Source organism: Providencia sp. wls1914, assembly GCF_009706645.1.
GTDB classification, from domain to species: domain Bacteria; phylum Pseudomonadota; class Gammaproteobacteria; order Enterobacterales; family Enterobacteriaceae; genus Providencia; species Providencia zhijiangensis.
This window is the reverse complement of record NZ_WLUN01000016.1, coordinates 435683-458616: the sequence shown is the minus strand read 5'-3', so window position 1 is coordinate 458616 and position 22934 is coordinate 435683. Positions and strand designations below refer to the sequence as shown.

17 protein-coding genes and 1 pseudogene are annotated in these 22934 nt (G+C 41.8%); 11 read left to right on the top strand and 7 right to left on the bottom strand.

Features of this window, described 5'->3' with window-relative positions:
• The first annotated feature begins 21 nt into the window (after positions 1-21).
• Both GKR74_RS12780 and GKR74_RS12775 read left to right on the top strand, forming a co-directional pair.
• Positions 22-246: pseudogene (locus GKR74_RS12780) on the top strand (YnbE family lipoprotein).
• Positions 204-533, top strand: coding sequence for a YdbL family protein (locus GKR74_RS12775; protein WP_154603867.1), 330 nt, complete (start codon positions 204-206; stop codon positions 531-533). Before GKR74_RS12780 ends, GKR74_RS12775 begins: the two are co-directional and overlap by 43 nt.
• A gap of 49 nt (positions 534-582) precedes the next feature.
• Here the strand turns inward: GKR74_RS12775 and GKR74_RS12770 are convergent, their stop codons facing one another.
• Positions 583-1182: an FMN-dependent NADH-azoreductase gene (locus GKR74_RS12770; protein WP_154603866.1), complete on the bottom strand. Its 600-nt coding sequence runs from the start codon at positions 1180-1182 to the stop codon at positions 583-585.
• A gap of 218 nt (positions 1183-1400) precedes the next feature.
• On the opposite strand from GKR74_RS12770, the gene hrpA reads away from it, so the two are divergent.
• Entirely contained in the window at positions 1401-5300 is a 3900-nt protein-coding gene (hrpA, locus tag GKR74_RS12765; RefSeq protein ID WP_154604412.1) for an ATP-dependent RNA helicase HrpA, read from the top strand.
• Positions 5301-5542: 242 nt separating this feature from the next.
• Here the strand turns inward: hrpA and GKR74_RS12760 are convergent, their stop codons facing one another.
• The 3 genes from GKR74_RS12760 to ydgH form a co-directional block, all read right to left on the bottom strand.
• Positions 5543-5788, bottom strand: coding sequence for a hypothetical protein (locus tag GKR74_RS12760; RefSeq protein ID WP_154603865.1), 246 nt, complete (start codon positions 5786-5788; stop codon positions 5543-5545).
• Positions 5789-5943: 155 nt separating this feature from the next.
• Positions 5944-7335, bottom strand: coding sequence for an amino acid permease (locus GKR74_RS12755; protein ID WP_036948151.1), 1392 nt, complete (start codon positions 7333-7335; stop codon positions 5944-5946).
• Positions 7336-7654: 319 nt separating this feature from the next.
• On the bottom strand, positions 7655-8605 hold the full coding sequence (gene ydgH, locus GKR74_RS12750) for a DUF1471 family protein YdgH (protein ID WP_154603864.1): 951 nt from the start codon (positions 8603-8605) through the stop codon (positions 7655-7657).
• Between the two features lie 388 nt (positions 8606-8993).
• On the opposite strand from ydgH, the gene pntA reads away from it, so the two are divergent.
• Entirely contained in the window at positions 8994-10523 is a 1530-nt protein-coding gene (gene pntA, locus GKR74_RS12745; RefSeq protein ID WP_154603863.1) for a Re/Si-specific NAD(P)(+) transhydrogenase subunit alpha, read from the top strand.
• Between the two features lie 13 nt (positions 10524-10536).
• Positions 10537-11925 (top strand): Re/Si-specific NAD(P)(+) transhydrogenase subunit beta, encoded by a 1389-nt coding sequence (gene pntB, locus GKR74_RS12740; protein ID WP_036948336.1) that lies wholly within the window; start codon positions 10537-10539, stop codon positions 11923-11925.
• A gap of 187 nt (positions 11926-12112) precedes the next feature.
• Here pntB and uspE read toward each other — a convergent pair whose 3' ends face one another.
• Complete coding sequence (gene uspE, locus GKR74_RS12735; protein WP_132495897.1) at positions 12113-13057, bottom strand: universal stress protein UspE; 945 nt, start codon at positions 13055-13057, stop codon at positions 12113-12115.
• Positions 13058-13183: 126 nt separating this feature from the next.
• Positions 13184-13939: an FNR family transcription factor gene (locus GKR74_RS12730; protein WP_006659880.1), complete on the bottom strand. Its 756-nt coding sequence runs from the start codon at positions 13937-13939 to the stop codon at positions 13184-13186.
• Positions 13940-14281: 342 nt separating this feature from the next.
• Between GKR74_RS12730 and GKR74_RS12725 the strand changes: the two genes are divergently transcribed.
• From GKR74_RS12725 to GKR74_RS12705, 5 genes are all read left to right on the top strand, one after another.
• Entirely contained in the window at positions 14282-15292 is a 1011-nt protein-coding gene (locus GKR74_RS12725) for an NAD(P)H-quinone oxidoreductase (protein WP_195848770.1), read from the top strand.
• Positions 15293-15693: 401 nt separating this feature from the next.
• Positions 15694-17634: a pyridoxal phosphate-dependent decarboxylase family protein gene (locus GKR74_RS12720; protein WP_154603862.1), complete on the top strand. Its 1941-nt coding sequence runs from the start codon at positions 15694-15696 to the stop codon at positions 17632-17634.
• 82 nt (positions 17635-17716) lie between these two features.
• On the top strand, positions 17717-18865 hold the full coding sequence (tyrP, locus tag GKR74_RS12715; RefSeq protein ID WP_230086653.1) for a tyrosine transporter TyrP: 1149 nt from the start codon (positions 17717-17719) through the stop codon (positions 18863-18865).
• A gap of 306 nt (positions 18866-19171) precedes the next feature.
• Positions 19172-19675, top strand: a complete 504-nt coding sequence (locus GKR74_RS12710; RefSeq protein ID WP_442959343.1) for a PadR family transcriptional regulator — start codon at positions 19172-19174, stop codon at positions 19673-19675.
• A gap of 1 nt (position 19676) precedes the next feature.
• Complete coding sequence (locus GKR74_RS12705; protein WP_154603859.1) at positions 19677-19895, top strand: DEAD/DEAH box helicase; 219 nt, start codon at positions 19677-19679, stop codon at positions 19893-19895.
• Between the two features lie 191 nt (positions 19896-20086).
• On the opposite strand, the gene GKR74_RS12700 is transcribed toward GKR74_RS12705, so the two are convergent.
• Positions 20087-21832, bottom strand: a complete 1746-nt coding sequence (locus tag GKR74_RS12700) for an ABC-F family ATP-binding cassette domain-containing protein (protein ID WP_154603858.1) — start codon at positions 21830-21832, stop codon at positions 20087-20089.
• Between the two features lie 415 nt (positions 21833-22247).
• Here GKR74_RS12700 and GKR74_RS12695 point away from each other — a divergent pair, with 415 nt between their 5' ends.
• Positions 22248-22724 carry a GNAT family N-acetyltransferase gene (locus GKR74_RS12695; RefSeq protein WP_132495902.1) on the top strand — a complete coding sequence of 159 codons (477 nt, stop codon included), beginning with the start codon at positions 22248-22250 and terminating at the stop codon, positions 22722-22724.
• Positions 22725-22934 lie beyond the last annotated feature (210 nt).

Genomic DNA, 22934 nt, shown 5'->3' with positions numbered 1-22934 from the left:
GTGAAAACATTAAAATTGATCATGATGATGGCAATGGCGTCGCTATTAACGGCATGTTTACGCGTAGAAGTCGCTACGCCAGATAAGCCAATTAACATCAATATGAATGTTAAGATTGAACATGAAATCCAAATTAAAGCTGACCGACAAGTCGAAGAATTATTAAAGGAAAACAGCGATCTATTCGGTGAGGTACCTGCAAAATGATGAACTGGTTTAAAGTCGTCACGTTATGTTCCACATTAAGCATATTTTCTGCATTTGCTCTGACGGTGGAAGAAGGTAAAACTCACGGTATGGTGGGAGAAACCTTATCGGGATATTTGGCGGTAATTGACCAAAGTAGTGCAGATGCAAAGCAATTGGTTGAACATATCAATGCCGAAAGAAAAAATCGATATACAGAAATTGCAGATAAAAATGGGCTTAAAACCAATGATGTCGCAAGAATGGCTGGGCAGAAATTAGTTGAACGGGCGCCGACGGGAGAATATGTACGCGGTATTAATGGGCAATGGATGCAGAAAAAATAAAATGCGCACGAAAACTAATATAGTGCGCACTATTTAACGAGGCCTACTGCTAAGCAATCAGTAAATCAATATGGTTTTTCGCATGTGATTGCGCTTTCTCTGCGGATTTAGCGCTTAATGCGGTACCTTCCGCGAAAACAAATTCAATATCTGTAATACCGATAAAATTCAAAAACAGGGTAATGTAAGGCACCATCGTATCAGTTGGGGTGTCTTTATAAATACCACCACGGCTTGTGAGGACATAAGCCCGTTTATTGTTTAATAAGCCGACAGAACCTTGCTCGGTATATTTAAAGGTATGCCCAGAACGGGCGATAAAATCAAAGTAATGTTTCAACTGAGATGGCACGGAAAAGTTGTACATTGGCGCGGTGATCACCAGAACATCACTTTGTTTAATTTCATCAATGAGTTGATTTGATAGGTCTAAATGTGCTTGTTGCTGCGCGGTTTTAGTGTCAGTAGGTGCAAAAGCTGCTAAAATTTCGCCATCAATCGCAGGGATTGGCTGGTTAACTAAATCTCGAACTGTAAATTCATCATCGGGATTTTTTTCTTGCCACTGTTGTACAAAATAATCAGCCATTTTATTGCTGTGTGAATAATCTGCCAAAATGCTTGATTTCAATAGTAATACTTTACTCATTATTTTCCTCAGAACTCGTCTATCTTTCATTGAGTATAATGATACTCAGTGCATAACATATTGATAGGGATAAATTTAGAAGGCATGGTTCAAAAAAATTGATGGTATTTGTATGAGATAACTAAAACCATAAAACAAACCTAAATATTGTCTTTAGCCAAGGTATGAAGATGAAGATACCATGGCGCTATAATGAATTGAAAAATAAGGATTTAAGAATGGACTCCATTCTGTCAGCATTACATGCTGAAATTGAACAAACATCACTGCGTGATCAATGGCAACTGAAGAAGCGCCTTCACGGTATTGCAAAAATACAAGATCAAAAATCTCGTATGGCAGTTATCGAAGTTATCAAAGGGGATATTGAAAAGGCAAAACAGAAGGTTGAGAAAAAACGCCTGAATATGCCGAAAATTGTTTACCCTGAAAATTTACCGGTTAGCCAAAGAAAACAAGCTATTTTTGATGCGATTAATCAGCATCAAGTGGTGATCATCGCGGGTGAAACGGGATCAGGTAAAACCACGCAAATCCCTAAAATTTGCTTAGAACTTGGCCGTGGCGTGAAGGGTTTTATTGGTCATACTCAGCCAAGGAGATTAGCGGCTCGCTCAGTAGCTTCACGCCTTGCACAAGAATTAGAGTGCGAATTAGGAACCAATGTCGGTTATAAAGTTCGCTTTAGTGACCAAGTGAGTGATACCACCCAAGTTAAATTAATGACGGATGGTATTTTGCTAGCGGAATTGCAGAATGATAAATTGCTGCTGCAATACGACACTATCATTATCGATGAAGCCCATGAACGCAGTTTAAATATTGATTTTATTTTAGGGTATTTGCGCCAATTATTGCCTAAGCGCCCTGATTTAAAAGTCATTATTACATCAGCGACGATTGATCCAGAACGATTCTCTCGCCACTTTGGTCATGCACCGATTGTAGAGGTTTCAGGACGGACATACCCAGTTGAAGTACGTTATCGCCCAATTATGGGGGATGATAATGACAGCGAACGCGACCAAATTGACGGTATTATCGATGCCGTTAATGAGTTAGGACGTGAAAGTGCTGGCGATATTCTGATTTTCATGAGTGGTGAGCGTGAAATTCGTGATACCGCTGATGCCTTATCCAAGTTACAACTGCGTCATACGGAAGTCTTACCGCTGTTTGCTCGATTATCTAACAGTGAGCAAAACCGAATTTTCCATCCTCATGGTGGCCGTCGGATTATCCTTGCTACTAACGTCGCAGAAACCTCTCTGACGGTTCCGGGGATCAAGTATGTGATTGATACGGGTTATGCGCGTATCAGCCGTTATAGTTATCGCACCAAGGTACAACGTCTGCCTGTTGAAGCGATTTCGCAAGCCTCTGCTAATCAGCGTAAAGGGCGCTGTGGTCGTGTTTCGGACGGTATCTGTATCCGCTTGTATTCTGAAGAAGATTTCTTATCTCGACCGGAGTTTACCGATCCTGAAATCCTGAGAACCAACTTAGCGTCGGTCATTTTACAGATGACCTCAATCGGACTTGGGGATATCGCGGCATTTCCATTCGTTGAAGCACCGGATAAGCGCAATATTCAAGATGGTGTCAAATTACTGGAAGAGCTTGGTGGGATCCAACCTCATAAAGATGCAGATAAAGGTTATCGATTAACCGATATCGGACGCCAGTTAGCACAATTACCCGTTGACCCACGTTTAGCGCGAATGGTGATTGAAGCCAGAAAGTATGGAGCGGTACGCGAAACAATGGTGATCGTTTCGGCATTATCGATTCAAGATCCCCGTGAAAGACCGCTGGATAAGCAGCAAGCTTCTGATGAAAAACATCGACGTTTCCATGATAAGCAATCGGATTTTCTGGCATTTTTAAATCTGTGGGACTATTTAAAACAACAGCAAGAGGAATTATCTAACGCACAATTTAGAAAAATGTGTCGTCAGGATTTCCTTAACTATTTGCGAATTCGCGAGTGGCAAGATCTCTACACTCAGTTACGCCAAGTTGTGAAAGAGCAAGGGTTTGCGATCAATAGTGTACCGGCAGATTTTCGCAGTATTCATGTCTCGCTATTGGCAGGATTGCTCTCTCATATCGGTCAGAAAGATGCTGAAAAACATGAGTTTACGGGGGCGAGAAATGCGCGATTTACTATCTTCCCAGGCTCCGGTTTATTCAAAAAACCACCGAAGTGGACGATGGTCGCTGAACTGGTTGAAACATCAAAGTTGTGGGGTCGGATTGCGGCTTCCATTGATCCTGAATGGATTGAACCGCTAGCTGAGCATTTGGTAAAACACCACTATAGTGAGCCCCATTGGTCAAAATCAGAAGGTGCTGTGACAGCATCGGAAAAAGTAACTTTATATGGGTTGCCGATTGTGGCTTCACGCCAAGTGAATTATGGTTCGATTGATCCATTATTATGCCGTGAACTCTTTATTCGTCACGCACTGGTGGAAGGCGACTGGAATACCCGTCATGCGTTCTTCAGAGCTAACCTAAAACTGTTATCAGAAGTGGAAGATTTGGAACACAAATCACGCCGCCGAGATATTTTAGTGGATGACGAAACGCTATTTGCGTTTTATGACCAGCGTATTCCGAATGATGTGATTTCCTCTCGTCATTTTGATAACTGGTGGAAAACTGCATCAAAACAGCAACCGGATTTGCTCAGTTTTGAAAAAAATATGCTGATCAAAGAAGATGCCGGGAATGTGTCGGCGCTTGATTACCCAAATTATTGGTATCAAGGTGATCTCAAATTCCGTTTAAGCTACCAGTTTGAACCCGGCACTGACGCTGATGGCGTCACCGTTCATATCCCATTAGCCATTTTGAATCAGGTACAAAATGTGGGCTTTGACTGGCAAGTACCGGGCCTACGCCACGAATTAATCGTTGCATTAATCAAATCATTGCCTAAACCTATTCGTCGGAACTTTGTGCCTGCGCCAAACTATGCTTCTGCATTTTTGGAGCGAGTTCCAACTCCTGAAGGTAGTGTATTAGATAAGCTAGAACGCGAACTGCGTCGAATGACGGGGGTAACGGTAGAGCGTGAAGCTTGGCAATTAGACCAACTTCCAGTGCATTTAAAAATGACCTATCGAGTGGTGAATGACAAAAATAAAACCATCGCGGAAGGGCAAGATCTGGATGCCTTAAAAGATAGCCTTAAGGAAAAAGTGCAAGAAACACTGTCCGAAGTTGTGGATGATGGAATTGAACAAAGTGGCTTGCATATTTGGAGTTTCGGTGAGTTACCACAACGTTATGAACAAAAACGTGGGGGATATTCAGTTAAAGCTTATCCAGCGTTAGTGGACGAAAAGAACAGTGTGGGGATCCGTGTTTTTGAAACTGAACTCGAGCAACAGCAAGCAATGTGGGGCGGAGTTCGTCGGTTGTTACTCTTGAACATTCCTTCACCAATCAAATATTTGCATGAAAAACTGCCGAATAAATCCAAATTAGGACTCTATTTTAACCCTTATGGCAAAGTGCTTGAATTAATTGATGATTGTATTGCGTGCGGTATTGATCAGCTGATTGCAACTTATGGCGGCGCCGTATGGACTGAAGAGCAGTTTGAATCATTAAAAGAGTACGCGAGAGCGGAATTGAACGATGTGGTTGTGAATATCGCCAAGCAAGTTGAGCAAATCTTAACGTCGGTATTTGCTATCAATAAACGGTTGAAAGGTCGCGTTGATTTTTCGATGGCGCTCGCATTGTCTGATCTCAAAGCTCAAATGTCAGGATTGGTATTTAAAGGGTTTGTGACGGAGCAGGGCTGGAAGCGATTACCGGATATTTTGCGTTACTTAAACGGTATTGAACGTCGGTTAGAAAAGTTAGCCATCGATCCAAATCGTGACCGCGCGCAGATGAGCAAAGTTGAACACGTGCAAACCATGTGGCAGCAGTGGATGAGTAAACTCACTCCATTGCAAAAGCAGTTACCGGAAGTACAGGAAGTTCGCTGGATGATTGAAGAGTTGCGAGTGAGCTTGTTTGCTCAACAGCTTGGAACGCCATATCCGATTTCGGATAAACGTATCATTCAAACCATGGAAAGTTTAACGCAGCAACTGTAGTTTGGGGTTAATGATAGCGTTAGGCTGATGATAATTTATTGGCTAATAAGATAATTAATGCGCGATGTGGTAACTTTATCACTCGCGCATTTTTTTATTGTGAAATAGCCATAGAATTGATTACGGATAAGCTTTATGGCTCAACCCTTTTTTAGTTACAACATGCTAATGGGTTTGCACTATTTCTGCATTAGCAACTGAGTTGTCCTCAATATATTTAGCAAGCTAGCGCTGTTTGGGATTTATCGCTCAATAGCTTGTTCTATTTGCTGCTGAGTTGCTAATTTAAATTGAAAGCCTTCGATACGATCTTGCGCTTTAATTTGAGGTAATTTTTGCTGAAAGTGGCTTGGCGATTGCGGAGGGAATGATTGGGTTACGGCTGTTATTCTTTGAGACATCGAATGTGTCGCTTCTGATGGGGAATGAATAAAAGTAGGGCGATCAGCAAATGTGACTGTACGCAGATTCGTTGGGGCTATGTGCATTTTAGTTTCCTTATTGGTGAATAGTCATTCAAAAACTACATCACAAAAAAGGATGAAAATTGTAAAAAACGTGGGGGTTGAGCAGGGGGAAATAAAGATAATAAAAAATGAGCTAAATTCAATGGGTTAAATTTAGCTCATTAATAAAGAGTGGATTACGCTAACAGGGAATATAAAGCTGGTACTGAGGCTATCGCAATCCCAAATGCTAAAATTTTCTCAATTAACTTCAATGGCGCTTTTGCTGTTTGTTGTGAACGAGCATACAGAAAAATAATGATCCCTGGTGCATAAAGTACCACGGAGAGCATCAAGTTAATCAATCCTGACGCGTACAATAGCCATAATCCATAGACAGCAGCAACAAAACCAACCGCGAGCAGGGCTTTACTATGGCGTTGATAAGCAACTTTAACTAAGAAGGCACCGACCAAAAAGTAAGGAACCAAAATCATCTCTGAAGCGATAGTCAGCAGGGTATTGTAGTTACTGCCACTTAACCAAATCAGCACTAAAGATAATTGAACTGCACCATTGGTGAACCATAACGAAGAAGATGGCGCATCATTCTTATTTAATTTATTGAAAATTTTAGGGAATGATTGGTATTGTGCGGCAATATACGGAACTTCAGCCGCCATAATTGTCCAGCTCAAATAGGCACCACAAACAGAGATAATCAAACCAGCTGCAATAATGATGTCACCACTAGAGCCAATTAAAGAAACCATTAATGTTGCCATCGACGGGTTTTTAATCTCAGCCAGATCGGCTCGAGGCATGATCCCAAGAGATAAAAGCGTGACAAGAATATAGATAATTAATGCAGAGCTTACCGCAAAAATGGTGGCTAGACCGACATCTCGGCGGTTTTTCGCGCGAGCGGAGACGACGACAGCACCTTCAATACCAATAAAGACCCACAAAGTAATCAGCATGGTGTCTTTAACTTGTTCCCAAACGGGAATACCAAGGTCAATACCGCTAAAATCGGCATCAAAAATATCGAGCTTGAAGGCAAAGAACGCGAGTACGATAAATAACCCAAGAGGGACTAATTTCGCCATCGTGGCTAGCTTATTGATCCCCGCCGCCGTTTGCACACCGCGAAGAACTAAATAATGCACAACCCACAGTAAGATAGATTCACCGATCAGAGCTTGCCAAGTATTTCCATCGCCAAACACAATGTTATCCGGCGTGTCAGTAAAGAAGCTGATCGCAGCAAAAACAATGACTAAATAAGAAACGTTGGCGACAACAGCACACAACCAATAGCCCCATGCAGAGCAAAAACCAATAAACTCACCGAATCCTACTTTTGCATAAGTAAATATTCCACCATCCAGATCAGGACGAATTCTGGAAAGGAGTAAAAGAGAGAATGCAAGAAATAAGATCCCGACGCCCGTGATGGACCAGCCGATAATTAATGCTAATGGGCTTGCCACTTCAGCCATATTCTGCGGAAGGCTAAATACACCAGCACCAACCATTGAGCTAAGAACTAGCGCGGTGAGTGCAGTAAGGCTTAATGTATTTTTCAATGTATATCCTGGTTGTTGTGCAATCAAAAGTTAAAATCACGTTAAGATAGCAATGCTATAAATGGATTCACTGTCACAGCTTTTAAATCCAGTTGGATCGCCTGCTAAATTAGAGTGTGGATTCTACGAATGAAATGCGACAGATGCAATGGGAAAATATGCACAGAACAAGATGTTTTATTCACTTTCGTTGTTTATGGCAAATAGGCACACATTTTATAAACTACTCACTCGAGGTTATAAAAAAGTATGGCAGAGCAAACAAAAAAAGCCAGCTTGATATTTAAGCTGGCTTTCATAACAAAATAGAGCTATCTAATTATTTGAACAGGTCTGCACTGATGGTGACGCTGCCACCATTCGACTGCCATTCACGAGTGATATGGTAGTATTTTGCACCTTTAGCTTCTGCACGCTTGGCGATTTGATAACGAACTTCTGGGGTATTGGTGTAATAACCGGAGAAGGTAATAGAATCAAATGGAACCATCATAGCTGCGGCTGTTTTGTTCACTTCTTCAATGACATAGCCACTTGGTAATGTCACGCTAGTACGACCTGGTTGACTTGAGGAAGTTTCGAAGAAACGGCCAACCGCTTCGGTTGGTTCTTCTGAGCTTGCAACGCCTGGGATCAGAACTTTATCAGCAGCTTCACCACCTTGTGCTAACAACGCACGACCCGCTTCTGAATCAGCGGGAACAACTGCTTCTTCTTTTTGAATTTGGCGCTTAGGTGCATCTTTCTTATAGATATATGCGGTTGCTAAAGTGTTACCGCCGTCATTCATGGCTACGTTACGAACCACATAAAATGAGGCTGCATCTTTTTCTTTGGCTTTTTTCGCGATAGCTTCGTATAAGTCAGGTTCAGATGGGTAGAAACCACTTACAGTGACGGCATCAAAAGGTTGGTACACTTTTGCGTCCGCTTTAGACATTTCTTCAACACCACCGAAAACTCGGCGAGCAGATTCTTCACGTTTTGATGCATCTTTGGCGTACACATCAGCAACAACACGCATGTTGCCACTGTCACCTACATCATCAAGGCTTTGAATGTAAAAGGCATAAGCCCCCATCTTATCAGCCCTACGGGAAACTGCATCGGATGCTTCATAGATAGCATTAAAACGCCCAGTGACGGTTATACGCTCATAAGGTTGTAATTCAGTAGCCTGTTTTGGCGTTAATTCAACAGCCGCCTGTGTAGCGGTTATACTAGTTAATGATAGCACCGCGGCTGCGATGACCGTAGTTTTCAGCTTCATACAAAATCCTTCCGCCTTGCGCAATTTATTATAAACATGCTGAATAAATAGTGGTAACACATGGCGGTGATTATTACACGTAACTGCCCATGTTGTCGCACTATTTTATTTTTATAAGATACAAATAATGATTGACTAGTCAAATTTACCAGTTTTTTTAAAGTATCCAGTATTTTATTGACCTAAAACTAAGATTTCCACGGTGAATTCCATTTACTGTCTTAGAATCGTGATCAATTATGGATCAATAAGGCTAATTTCAGTAGGTTATTAGGACATTTTACATCTGTTCAACGACAAAATAGGACTTTTCCTTTTGATAAGGCAGTCATTTTTTTGGCGAATAACCTACAACATAGATTACTTCGAGCTTTAAAAAGGGAATATTATGCGAATTGGTATACCAAGAGAACGACTTGCCAATGAAGCGCGTGTTGCCGCTACACCATCAACAGTTACCCAATTGTTAAAATTGGGTTTTTCGGTGTGTGTCGAGCAAAATGCGGGACATTTAGCAAGTTTTGATGATGCAGCTTATGAGCAAGCTGGTGCAGAAATTGTCTCTCGTGAGAGTGCATTTTCTGCGGATATTGTATTTAAAGTGAATGCACCATTGTCGGACGAAATTCCTTTATTAAAAGAAGGGGCGACTTTAGTCAGCTTTATTTGGCCGGCGCAGAACCCTGAGTTAATGGAGGCACTGAAAGCCCGTAATATCAACGTAATGGCAATGGATGCAGTGCCGCGTATTTCTCGGGCACAATCACTCGATGCATTAAGTTCAATGGCAAATATCGCCGGTTACCGCGCGATTGTGGAAGCAGCTCATGAATTTGGACGCTTCTTCACCGGTCAAATTACTGCTGCTGGTAAAGTACCGCCAGCAAAAGTGATGATCATCGGTGCGGGTGTGGCGGGTCTGGCTGCGATCGGTGCGGCAGGTAGCTTAGGCGCGATTGTTCGAGCATTTGATACCCGCCCAGAAGTGAAAGAGCAAGTTCAAAGTATGGGTGCCGAGTTCCTCGAATTGGATTTTAAAGAGGAGGCGGGTAGCGGTGATGGTTACGCGAAAGTGATGTCTGAAGCCTTTATTAAGGCAGAAATGGCGCTATTTGCTGCGCAAGCAAAAGACGTGGATATTATTGTAACGACAGCGCTTATTCCGGGTAGACCAGCACCGAAATTGATCACCAAAGAGATGGTCGAATCAATGAAGCCGGGCAGTGTGGTGGTTGACCTTGCCGCACAAACGGGTGGTAACTGCGAGTTGACCCAAGCGGATAAATTAGTTGTCACTGAGAATGGTGTCAAAATCATTGGTTACACCGATTTACCAAGCCGTTTACCAACGCAATCGTCTCAGCTATATGGGACCAATCTTGTTAACTTGATGAAGCTGTTGTGCAAAGAAAAAGATGGCGAAATCACGATTGATTTTGATGATTTAGTCATTCGCGGCGTTACTGTTATCAAGCAAGGTGAAATCACTTGGCCAGCACCGCCAATTCAAGTTTCAGCTCAGCCACAAGCGAAGCCGAAAGCCGTTGAAAAGGTGAAAGCGCCAGAGAAAAAAATGTCACCGGTAACCAAGATGGCACTGATGGCACTGGCTATCATCCTGTTTGGATGGTTCGCCAACTCAGCTCCAGCCGAGTTTTTATCGCACTTTACCGTCTTTGCGCTGGCTTGTGTGGTGGGATACTACGTGGTGTGGAACGTCACCCATGCGCTGCATACCCCGTTGATGTCGGTCACTAACGCCATCTCAGGGATTATTGTTGTTGGTGCATTGCTGCAAATTGGCAGTGGTGGCTGGGTAAGTTTCTTATCCTTTATTGCGATCTTGATCGCAAGCATCAATATTTTCGGTGGGTTCACAGTAACTCAACGCATGTTAAAAATGTTTCGTAAGGGATAAGGGGTAACTTATGTTGTCAAGTGGAGTTGTGACAGCAGCCTACATCGTTGCTGCTATCCTATTTATTTTCAGCCTCGCGGGGCTATCTCGCCATGAAAGTTCTCAACGCGGGAACACATACGGCATTATCGGTATGGGGATTGCCCTGATTGCCACCATTTTGGGGCCTCATAGCGCCAATGTGGGTTGGATGATTGTGGCAATGGTGATCGGTGCCGTGATTGGTATTCGTTTAGCCAAAAAAGTTGAAATGACCGAAATGCCTGAGCTGGTTGCTATTTTGCACAGTTTTGTGGGTTTGGCAGCGGTACTTGTGGGCTTCAACAGCTTTATTGCAAGTGAAGGTCATGCCAGCAGCGTGATGGAAAATATTCATTTAACGGAAGTTTTCTTGGGTATTTTCATCGGTGCGGTCACGTTTACAGGCTCAATTGTGGCTTATGGCAAACTGTCAGGAAAAATGTCATCTAAGCCGATGATGTTACCAAATCGCCATAAATTAAACCTTGCGGCCTTAGTTGTTTCATTTATTTTGCTGGTTATTTTCGTTAAAACTGACAGCGTTGGCCTGCAAGTTTTCGTGATGCTAATCATGACTGCGATTGCATTAGCCTTCGGTTGGCATTTAGTTGCCTCTATCGGCGGTGCAGATATGCCAGTGGTGGTTTCCATGCTGAACTCATATTCAGGATGGGCAGCGGCAGCGGCAGGTTTTATGCTCAGTAATGACTTGCTGATCGTGACTGGGGCCTTAGTCGGTTCATCGGGTGCCATCCTTTCTTATATTATGTGTAAAGCGATGAACCGTTCGTTTATCAGTGTTATTGCAGGCGGGTTTGGTACTGATGGTTCATCAACTGGCTCTGAAGAAGAGATGGGCGAATACCGCGAAACCACAGCGGAAGAAGTCGCTGAAATGTTGAAAAACTCAACTTCAGTGATTATTACTCCGGGCTATGGTCTGGCTGTGGCTCAAGCGCAGTATCCGGTGCACGATATTACGGCAAAACTGCGTGAGCGTGGCATCAATGTTCGCTTCGGTATTCACCCAGTTGCAGGGCGTTTACCGGGGCACATGAACGTACTGTTAGCGGAAGCGAAAGTTCCTTATGACATCGTATTAGAAATGGATGAAATCAATGATGATTTCGCTGAAACAGATACGGTGCTGGTTATCGGTGCGAATGATACCGTTAACCCAGCGGCGCAAGAAGATCCAAACAGCCCAATTGCGGGTATGCCTGTGTTAGAAGTTTGGAAAGCGAATAATGTCGTTGTGTTTAAACGCTCAATGAATACAGGGTATGCAGGGGTACAAAACCCACTGTTCTTTAAAGAAAATACCCAAATGTTATTTGGTGATGCGAAAGCAAGCGTGGATGCAATTTTAAAAGCGCTGTAATTGCTTATCATTGACGGTATAAAATAAAACGCCCTGAATTCAGGGCGTTTTTATATCTGAATATTTTCTTTTTTATTATTAATCGAATTATGAGTAATTGATAATGGCCACTAAGAAGATAATAGTAAAAAGCTCACAAATATATCTATTTATGAGCTTCTAAATTTGATGTTTATCGCCAATTTAATTAATCATCCGCGGCACTAATAGGGCATACAAAGCCGTCAGGTTTAATCGCTAATAAATCGCATTTTAGCTTATCAATAACATGTTCCGCCGTATTTCCTAAGAACGCAGCAGAAAGCCCAGTACGACCTAATATGCCGAGTACCACGACACCCGCGTGTAGTTCTTCACACATGTCAGGAATGATTTTTTCAGGTAGCCCTTCACGAACATGGGTGTATTTCTCATCAATTGCAAACTTCTGCCGCAGGCTTTTCATGGCTATCAGATGCTGACCGCGTAGGGCATTGTTATACAAGCTTGGGTCAAAATCAGGCAGTTCAATGGCAATGTTCATTGGCGCAATGGGGTAAGCGCTGACTAAATGAATTTCCTGCTCTTTAATGATCCTTCGAGCGAGATCTTGGGTTTTCTCAACCAACTTGATGTTTAGGTCATCATGGTAAGACTCTTCATTAGAAAGATTCACCGCAACTACTACAGAACCGTGATCTGGCCAAACTTTGTCTTTCACCATCCAAACAGGACACGGGCATTTTCTTAATAAATGCCAGTCTAATGGGGTAAAAATGATGGATTCTAAGTTGTCAGTTTGGTGCGCCATTTTCAGTAGAAGATCATGTTGACCGCTAATGACTTCCTGAATGATGGCTTCATAAGGCTTGTTGTGCCAAATGACTTTAATTTCTATCTCAATACCCGCTTCTAAATAAAAATGGGCTTGTTGCTTTATCCACGCGGCTTTTTGGCTGATCACCCCTTTGCGCATTGCATTGCGTTCCTCAGGAGAAAGCAGGGTAGTCATGTCATAAGATAGGTCATAGATAGGCAGGAAGGCTTTTATCCGTCCGCCATTACGCTGTACGATATAAACTGCACGCCTTAATGCCGGTTGATCATCCTGATTTGGGTCGATTGCTACTAAAAGATTTTTATAGTTAGCCATGCTGACATCCTCTCAATAAACGGATAGTTCCATCTCTCTAAACTATGTTATTGGGGATAAATACGCAAGAAATGTGATTAAAAAGTAACAACGGATCACAAAGTTTGTGACCCGTTTATAGGAATATTAGCAAGAAACTGGGGATACTTTACCAGCGATATCAGTTAGTTTTGCCATATCGTCGATGGTAATATATTTACCTTTAACGCTGAGCATACCGCTTTTTTGGAAGCGACCTAACAGACGGCTAATTGTCTCAACGGTTAAGCCAAGGTAATTACCAATATCACCACGAGTCATGGTGAGTCTGAATTCTCTTGGAGAAAAACCACGCTCAGCAAAACGATGAGATAGGTTGAGAATAAATGCAGCTAAACGCTCTTCCGCATTTTTCTTAGATAATAAGAGGATCATTTCTTGGTCCCCTTTAATTTCACCGCTCATCAGGCGCATAATTTGTTGGCGCAGGTTAGGCATTTTGCCAGATAAATCGTCCAGCGTTTCAAATGGAATTTCACAAACCATTGAAGTTTCTAGCGCTTGAGCAAAACTTGGGTGCTGTGTATGAATAATGGCATCAAAACCAACGAGGTCGCCCGCTAAGTGGAAACCTGTGATTTGCTCATCGCCTTCTTCAGTAATGGTGTAGCTTTTAATTGTGCCAGAGCGAATAGCGTATAAAGAACGTAATTCATCGCCTGCTTTAAATAAAGCTTGGCCTTTTTGAATAGGTTTTTTACGTTCGATAATATTATCGAGTTGATCCAGTTCGTGTTCATTCAGAGTAAAAGGAATACACAGCTGACTAATACTGCAATCCTGGCAATGAATAGCACAACCACCAGACTGGATGCGACGAACAACTCTTTTTTCTGGGATCATATTAAATGCTCAATCAGGTTAAAATTATTGATATGAGTCAATTTTAGCATAAGATAATTGAACAGGTAAGGGCTATATAAGACAGAAACGAGTTATTAAATAAAAAAGCAAAGAATGCTAAATTTACCAATCTAATAGATTCAGCAGATCATGCTAATTTACAGGATATTAGCAATTGCAAGATTTGACCTATATTAAATACATAAATTTAATATATAAAAAGAGAGATAAAAAACATAGTAAAAACATGTTTTATTTTACATAGTTTATTAGCATTAAATTAACACAAGAATAAACAGAAAAATATCATTTTTTCCTATTAACCTATAAAAAGAGGTCATAATGAGTAACAATTTGATGTCGTTGCCCCCATTAATGACAGCTGTCGACATTATTGATCCAAGCGTTTCGGATGAACTGCAGCTAATAGAGATTCCGCTCCCTAAACTCCTTCCTGGTCATTTAATCGTTAAAGTGGAAGCCGCAGGTGTTAACCGTCCTGATATTTTCCAACGCAAAGGTTCATACCCGCCACCGCCAGATGCATCGCCAATCATGGGACTTGAGGTATCGGGTACGGTTGTGGCTAAAGCCGATGATGTGACGCAATGGACGATAGGTGACCGTATTTGTGCGCTTGTGGCAGGTGGTGGTTACGCCGAGTACTGCTTAGTGCACCAAGATATCGCTTTGCCATTAGGAAATTTATCCTTTGAAGAAGGGGCGGCTATCCCAGAGAACTTTTTTACTGTTTGGGCGAATATGTTCCAGATTGGGCAGCTGAAACAAGGGGATACAGTACTTATTCATGGTGGCACCTCGGGTATTGGTAGTGTTGCTATCCAACTCGCAAAAGCATTTGGTGCCACGGTGATAACGACGGTTGGCTCAGAAGATAAAGCGGTAGCGGCGAAATCACTTGGTGCGGATTGTGTGATTAATTACCGAACAGACGATTTTGTGAAAGTGACTCAGGAGTATACAAATCATCATGGTGTGAATATGGTCGTCGATATTATTGGTGGCGACTATGTGAGCAAAAACTACGTAGTAGCAGCAAAATTTGGGCGGATCATCCAAATTGGCATGATGAAAGGAAACCCAACTCAGCTGAACATGATGCCATTGATGGTAAAACGTTTAACCCATACAGGGTCAACAATGCGCTCTCGAAGTAATGAAGAGAAAGCGCAAATCGCTAAAGAGCTGCATCAGCAAGTATGGGGAATGCTACAGAACGGTAAGATAAAACCAATAATTAACAAAATATATACATTATGTCAGGTGGAAAGCGCACATCACCATATGGAATCAGGGGATTTGATTGGTAAAATTATTTTAGTAAACAGTTAGCTACGGCTTAACTATTTTTTAATGTTTATATAATTAGATAATAATTACGTATGTTATTATTTTTATTTATAACAAATAATTTACATTATCAAGTCTTTTAAGCGTAAATATCTCTTTACAGATGATTAATTTTTGAATTTTTGTGCCTGTCCACAAATCCGAACAAAATTAAGATGAGTTTGTTAATGTTTTAATGAAGATGGATTATATCTATAGACAAGTTGGCTCATTAACGGCTTGTCTACTACTGAATATAGGTTAAGGATATAAGTCTAGTCATATCATTAACAAGTTGTCATTCGACACAGACATCCCCCCGTTATTGCACTTTCCAATGATAATAAGTTGAGTAACTTAATGCAGCTGGTGCCAGCCAGCTGTAGTTTGAAGGTGTAGTGATAATGAATAATTTTAAAAATAAAAACATGAATGTCGATGCATTGTTCCTCGGACCTAAATCTGAAAATGCGGTATTTTTTAGAGAAATGATGGAATACGCAGTGACTGAGCATATGCATTGGCGTTCTGGTTATCATCCCGAAGATCCCGATTTAATTACTACCGTCGATAGATATGCACCGGAATATCGGGATACGTTATATCGCACTGAAGGTATCCTTAATCAGCTTTCCTCGAAATTGAAAACTACGTCAGTGCCTTGGTTTTCACCGCGTTACATGGGGCATATGAACGCGGATACACTGATGATCTCCAATCTCGCGTATGTCATGGCAATGATGTACAACCCAAATAACTGCGCACAAGAATCTTCGCCAACGACGACGGTATTAGAAATCGAAGCGGGGTTAGATTTATGCGGTATGTTTGGGTATGACGTGCAAAAATCTTGGGGGCACATTACCTCTGGTGGCACAGTGGCTAACTATGAAGGGTTATGGGTCGCGAGAAACATTAAAACCTTACCTTTAGCCATGGCATCCCATCCTCAAGCCAAACAACTTTTAACGGATATTTCAGAAACCGCATTACTGAATATGCGAACTAGTGATGTACTGGATCTGATTGATGAGTTGAAAAAGCAAGGATTGTTTGAAGAGATCCGTAATCTGACCTGCCGAGGTACCGGCGTTGAACAAGGTAAACTCGGTAAATTATTAGTGCCGCAATCCAAGCATTATTCGTGGATGAAAGCGATGGATATTTTAGGGTTAGGGCAGCAAAACATTGTTCAACTTCCCGTGGATAAACGTTATCGCACGGATGTGGCGCAAATGCGTGATATCGTTTTCTCTCTCATTGAAAAGGGTGAACCGATCCTAGCCGTGGTTGCCGTTGTCGGAACCACAGAAACAGGTGCTATTGATAACGTCGCTGAAGTCATCAAATTACGGGAAGAATGTGAACAACGCTTTGGCGTTTCATTCTATGTGCATATTGATGCCGCGTATGCGGGCTATGCCTGTGCGATGTTCCGTGATGAAAACAACCAATTCCTTGAATATGATGCGCTTATTGAGCGTTACCATAGCGAAGGTGTTTTCCCGCCAGATATCGTTTGGCCAAAGCCCGATGTTTATCAAAGTTTCCGTGCTTTAAACCAAGCTGATTCCATCACAGTCGATCCGCATAAAGTTGGTTTTATCCCTTATGCGGCAGGGGCGATTTGTATGAGGGACAAACGCATTGTCGATTTGATTTCCTATCATGCGGCCTATGTGTTTGAAGAAGTGAAAGAAAGTAGCCGTAAAACCGATAAGCAACAGAATGTATTACTGGGTTCATCGATTATGGAAGGCTCAAAAGCAGGTGCGACGGCAGCGGCGGTATGGGCTGCTCATCGGTTAGTTCCGCTGAACTTATTGGGGTATGGCAAGGTCATCGCAGCAGGGGTTACAACCGCCAATTGGATGATCGAAAAAATCAATGCCAGCGAGCCGTTTGTGATTGATGGGCGTGAGTTTACATTGGCAGCGATGCCTGCACCGGATTTCCACATGATCAATTTTATGTTCAGGGAGACGGGCAATACCTCATTAGAGAAGCAAAACCAGTTAAATAAACGTTTGTATGAACTCTGCTCTTATGCGGCAGGACGTACTTATGCAAATGACTTTTTAACCTCGTCAACATCACTAACCCATGAAGAATACGGTGATAATCCTCAGAATCTGTGTCTAGAAGCGAATTTCAAGGAAGAGGAATGGCATAAAGTCCATTCAATTTATGTATTAAGGGCCGCAATTATGACCCATTGCCTGCGTGATAAACAGCACTTCGAAAGCTACTGGAATGAATTAAGAAACATCTTTGAAGACAAACTACAACAGCTCATTGATGAAGAAAATAAACGTAATCATTCCATCCAAAAAGTTAGTGTTTAATTAATTTTGTTAGGATCTCAATATGAAAAATCGCACACTTGGTAGTGTTTTTATTGTTGCAGGTACTACGATCGGCGCTGGAATGTTGGCGATGCCAATTGCAGCGGGAAGTAACGGGTTTTCAGTCAGTTTAGTGATGTTGTTTGGGTTGTGGGCGCTAATGTGCTACACCGCATTATTGCTGGTTGAGGTTTACCAACATGAATCTCATGAAACGGGGATAGGTAGTGTTGCTCAGCGCTATTTAGGTTCTGGTGGGAAGTTCATTACTGGTTTCAGTATGATGTTTTTAATGTATGCCTTAACCGCCGCGTATGTGACAGGCGCAGGGCAAATTATTACTTCAAACCTGAAAGGCAGTTTTGCCATTGAAATGGCAGATTGGATGGGGATTGTCATCTTTACCATTATCGGTGGTGGGGTGGTTTGCTTTGGTACCTCGTCTGTCGATTTTATTAACCGCATCTTATTTACTGCCAAGATTGTGTTTTTAGTGATCATTCTTGCGATGATGTTCCCGCATGTTGAACAAGTGAACTTGCTTTCTTCACCAACAGAAAAAATCCTGATCCTCGCGGCTATCCCAGTCTTCTTTACATCATTTGGTTTCCACGGAAGTGTACCAAGTGTCGTGAAATATATGGGCGGTGATGTCAAAAAACTGCGAATTATCTTTATCTTAGGAAGTGCGATTCCGTTAGTTGCCTACATTTTATGGCAAATCGCTACGCTGGGCAGCATTAGCACAAGTACCTTTGTGGGGATTTTAGCTGAAAACTCAGGGTTAAATGGATTGCTTGAAGCCATTAAAGCAGTTGCGCAGTCAGGTAAAACTGAACTCGTCGCTCAAATGTTTATGAGCTTAGCATTAGCCACATCATTCCTTGGTGTTGCGTTAGGCTTGTTTGACTTCTTAGCAGACTTGTTTAAACGCCAAGATAACGCTTCAGGGCGTATTCAAACTGGGTTAATTACCTTTTTACCACCGCTGGTTTTTGCCTTGTTTTATCCGAAAGGCTTCGTGATGGCGTTAGGTTATGCGGCAATCGCGCTGTCTATCTTAGCGTTATTACTGCCAAGCGCGATGGCTCTGAAATCACGAGATGTTAACCCTCGTAAGTATCAAGTACTCGGTGGCAAGCCTGCATTATGGATTGTATTCCTGTGTGGTATTGCGGTTATTGGTATCCAGCTTGGTATTGTTTTCAAAGTTCTGCCTGATATTGGCTAACACTAACGAGTTATTGTTTTGATTTAGAAAGCCAGTTCTCTCGCAGAACTGGCTTTTTTCATTTACGAAGATCACTAAAAACACTTTTTGTACGCTAAGACGCTAATTTTCTCGTTATCATAATGATAATGGTTATCATTAGCACGCAATAATAAAAACAGATATATCTAATTCTGGCATTATTCAGAAAACCGATTATGATATTAGATATATCGGTTTTTAATTTTTGCACATTCACTGAGAGATCAAATGGACAATCCAAAAACCCTCGATACATGCCTATGCGAGGGTAAAAGTGTTCGGCGCATGTTTAATCCAAAACAACTGCGTATTTATATTTTGCATTTACTCGTAGATGGTGCGAATTATGGTTATGAACTGATAAAAAAAATTAGTGAAGGAACGGCAGGATTTTATTGTCCAAGCCCTGGCGTGATTTATCCGACACTAACATTGCTGGAAGAGGTGGGTTTTATTTCAACCAGTAAAGGAACGGGCAAAGGGCGTAAATGCTTTGCCATTACGCCGGAAGGTCGCTGTTTTTTACTATTAAAGGCAGAGATTCTTGCTGAAGTGAAAATGAAGCTAAATTATGCACAAGAACTGAAAGCCGGAAATCAATTTGCCAATGAAATTGAGTTAGCGGTTGATAAATTCAAGTCATTACTCAGACACAAAATTGTTTTACAACAGTTATCGAAACAAGAATCCGCCCAAGTGGTCAACATTATTAACCAAGCTGTGAAACGCATTGAACAAGTGAATGCGGCGCTATTAATTTCAGAAGAGAACGTAGTAGAAGGAAAATAACATGGCAAAAACCCGTCATATTATCCAAGTTAAAGAGCAAATTCATATGAAAGAAACTATGCAGCCAGAACAAGTGATGCAGCCAGAAGAAAATAAGCAAATTGAGCCAAAAGAAGAACCGGCAGATTCTGCACCGAAGAGTAAGGTGAAATTTAAAGAGGTCGTTTGCCCAAGTGTGCCGATGTCATACTTTAAGCGAGCAAAAAAACAGAAATATTAAGTTGAGTTCCACGTAACATAGAGTGGCAAAACAGTTATTCATAAAATGAGAGTAAATAGGGTGATTGGCCTCCATTTCACCGATAAAGATTTGCGTTACTTTATTAATAATTATTTTGTCACGGTATTATTTTGTCATTGAAGTAATGAAGAAGCCCCTAGCGCAAGTTTGCAGCTAGGGGCTTTATTATTTTAGATCTCGAGCATAGTTTGAATTCGTTCTATCTCTTCAATCCACTGCTGCTGAAGTAAAGGCTTCTGATGAGCAACTTTACGTTGTTTATCGGCTGCTAACTTTTCCTCCAATTCTAACAGTTGTTCAAGAAGGTCATCTTCATGAGAATGAGCAATGGCTTCTGGTATATTTTCAGAAATCAAACGGGTCTGATTCTTTTCTAATTCGTCCTCTGATAAGGCAGATTGGCTCTCTATCTTCAGGTAAATTTCCTCAAGACTCAGATACTCTTCCAAGCGATTATTGTGAATATACCAATAACGCTGGCAACTATTCTCAATTAACCATTTATCATGGCTAACCACCAATAGCGCCCCTTCGAATTGGGATATTTGCTCACTTAATGCTTCCTTACCTTCAAGATCAAGGTGGTTTGTTGGTTCATCCAGCAAAATCAACGCGTATTGCGCCAAACTGAGCCCAATAAATAACAAACGTGCGCGTTCGCCACCACTTAACGTTGCCACTTTTTGCTGATGGCGAGAATAGACAAAACCTGCACTGATCAGCGCCATTTTTCGTTGTTCATTGGTGAGAGGGGCAAAATGCCGCAACGCATCGATTAAACTATCGTGATCATTCAATTGTTCTAACTGCTGATCGTAATAACCCACTGAAATCGTTGGATGAAACTTTAACTGAGTTTCATAACGCAAATCCGCGAGGTATTGCTGCCAAATCAAACGCAATAACGTGGATTTTCCGCAACCATTGGCGCCCATAATGGCAATTCGGTCACCGCTTTTCACTTGCGAAAAGGGGACTGAAAACAGAAATTGTCCGTCCGGCGTGGTGACTTGCGTATTATCCAACTCAAGCACTCGATCGGCAGGAATCGCTTTGCCATTCAGCAGCAATTGCCATTGATAGCCTTCAGTGAGGTCGGTTTGATCCTCTTTTAAACGATCTATTTGCTTTTCCATCTGCTTCGCTTTGCGGGCAAGCCCTTCATTATCATAAACCTTACCCCAAATGGCTAACCGTTTGGCACTTGAAGCAATACGGTCAATTTCCTTTTGCTCAGCGTTAAAGCGATGCTCATCGGCGCGGTCGGTTTCTGCTAATGCTTGGCGTGCTTGGCTGCATGGAAGCCGATAAAAATGCAGAGTTTTATCCCGTAAAATCCACGTACTGTTTGTCACCTTATCCAACAAGGATTGGTCATGAGAAACCAACACAAAGCTACCTTTCCAGCTCTGAAGGAAATTCCCTAACCAAATAAGGGTAGGTAAATCCAGATGGTTACTCGGTTCATCTAACAGCAATAAATCAGGCTGGCTGATTAACGCGCGTCCTAACAGTAAACGTGTATGTTGACCACCACTAATGGCATTTGCTGATTGCTCCCACTGATGAGGTGCAAATCCCAATTCCGTTAATAGCACTTCTGCTCGCCAACGTTCGGAAAGATGTTCTTGTGTAGGCAATTTTTGCAGTAGCGCATTTATCAAGGTTAACGGGGCGACTTCTGCCGGAAGATGCTGCTCGATATATGCCGTAACACAATGATTGGCATAGGTAATTTGCCCGCTATTTGGTGATAACTGGGAAGTTAACAGCTTTAATAAGGTACTTTTGCCGCTACCATTGTGACCAATCAGACCAATACGGTCACCTTGCAGTAAAGTGAAGCTGATATCAGACAGTAATGAGGTGGTGGATGTATCGTAGTTTAATGATTTTACAGATAATAATGTGCTCATAGCTTACTCAAATTCTAGGCGTAAAAACGCCGGGTATCGTCGATACGACAACCCAGTAAGCTGAGAAAAGACTCTTTAGCTGCTTTGCTCAGGCAGGGTTATCGCAGTGTAACACTGTGAAAGCCTGAGCTCTGGCGATTACCAAAGAAGTGTGAGTATTCAATAAGATCACACAACAGCATAAGATTAGCCTCCTTTTTTATTTTCAATATTTCGGTTGAACAATGGGCGGATGATAGCAAAGAGGAGGATTTTAGAGCAATAGCAACCATTCACTCTGTTTATCTGTTGTTATGAATCATTGGTTATAAATCATTCTTATAATGGCGTTGCTTTGATGAATAAAACTGCTGAGTGTTAGGCTTTAGCGCCATCGATGGTTAAAATTGAGCCTCAAACAACAAGAGAGATAATAATGGATATACAAATTAGAACGGCAACCCGTGAAGATGCCCCGTTGATTTTAGAGATGATTATTGAGTTAGCTGTCTATGAAAAAGCGCGTCATGAAGTAAAAGCCAGTGTTGCTGATATTGAAAACTCATTGTTCGCACCAGATTCCAAAACCGAAGCGTTACTGTGTTATGTTGACGGTAAACCGGCGGGTTATGCCGTATTTTTTACCAGTTATTCAACATGGTTAGGCAATAATGGGATTTATTTAGAAGATTTGTATGTTTCACCCGAATGTCGTGGCGCGGGTGCAGGGAAAAAGCTCCTCAAGCACATTGCTAAATTGGCTTTTGAACGTCAGTGCCAGCGCTTAGAGTGGAGCGTATTAGATTGGAATCAGCCAGCCATTGATTTTTACCAAAGCATCGGAGCACAACCACAAGACGAATGGGTGCGATATCGTATGGATGCTGAAACAATTGCGAAGTTTGCCAATTAATTTGCTAGCAAAGCGATATTAACTGCTAAAAAACATTAACGCTTAAATAATATTTTCATCACCAAACCAAAGCCAGCAAATAACGTTGCTGGCTTTATTGTTACTTTTTTATATTCCTATCTACACTTGAAACAATCCTTTTTTTCGAGTGGGTGACTTTTTTGTGATATATAGCGACTTAACCTAAGCTAAATTCTGATAAAGTTATAA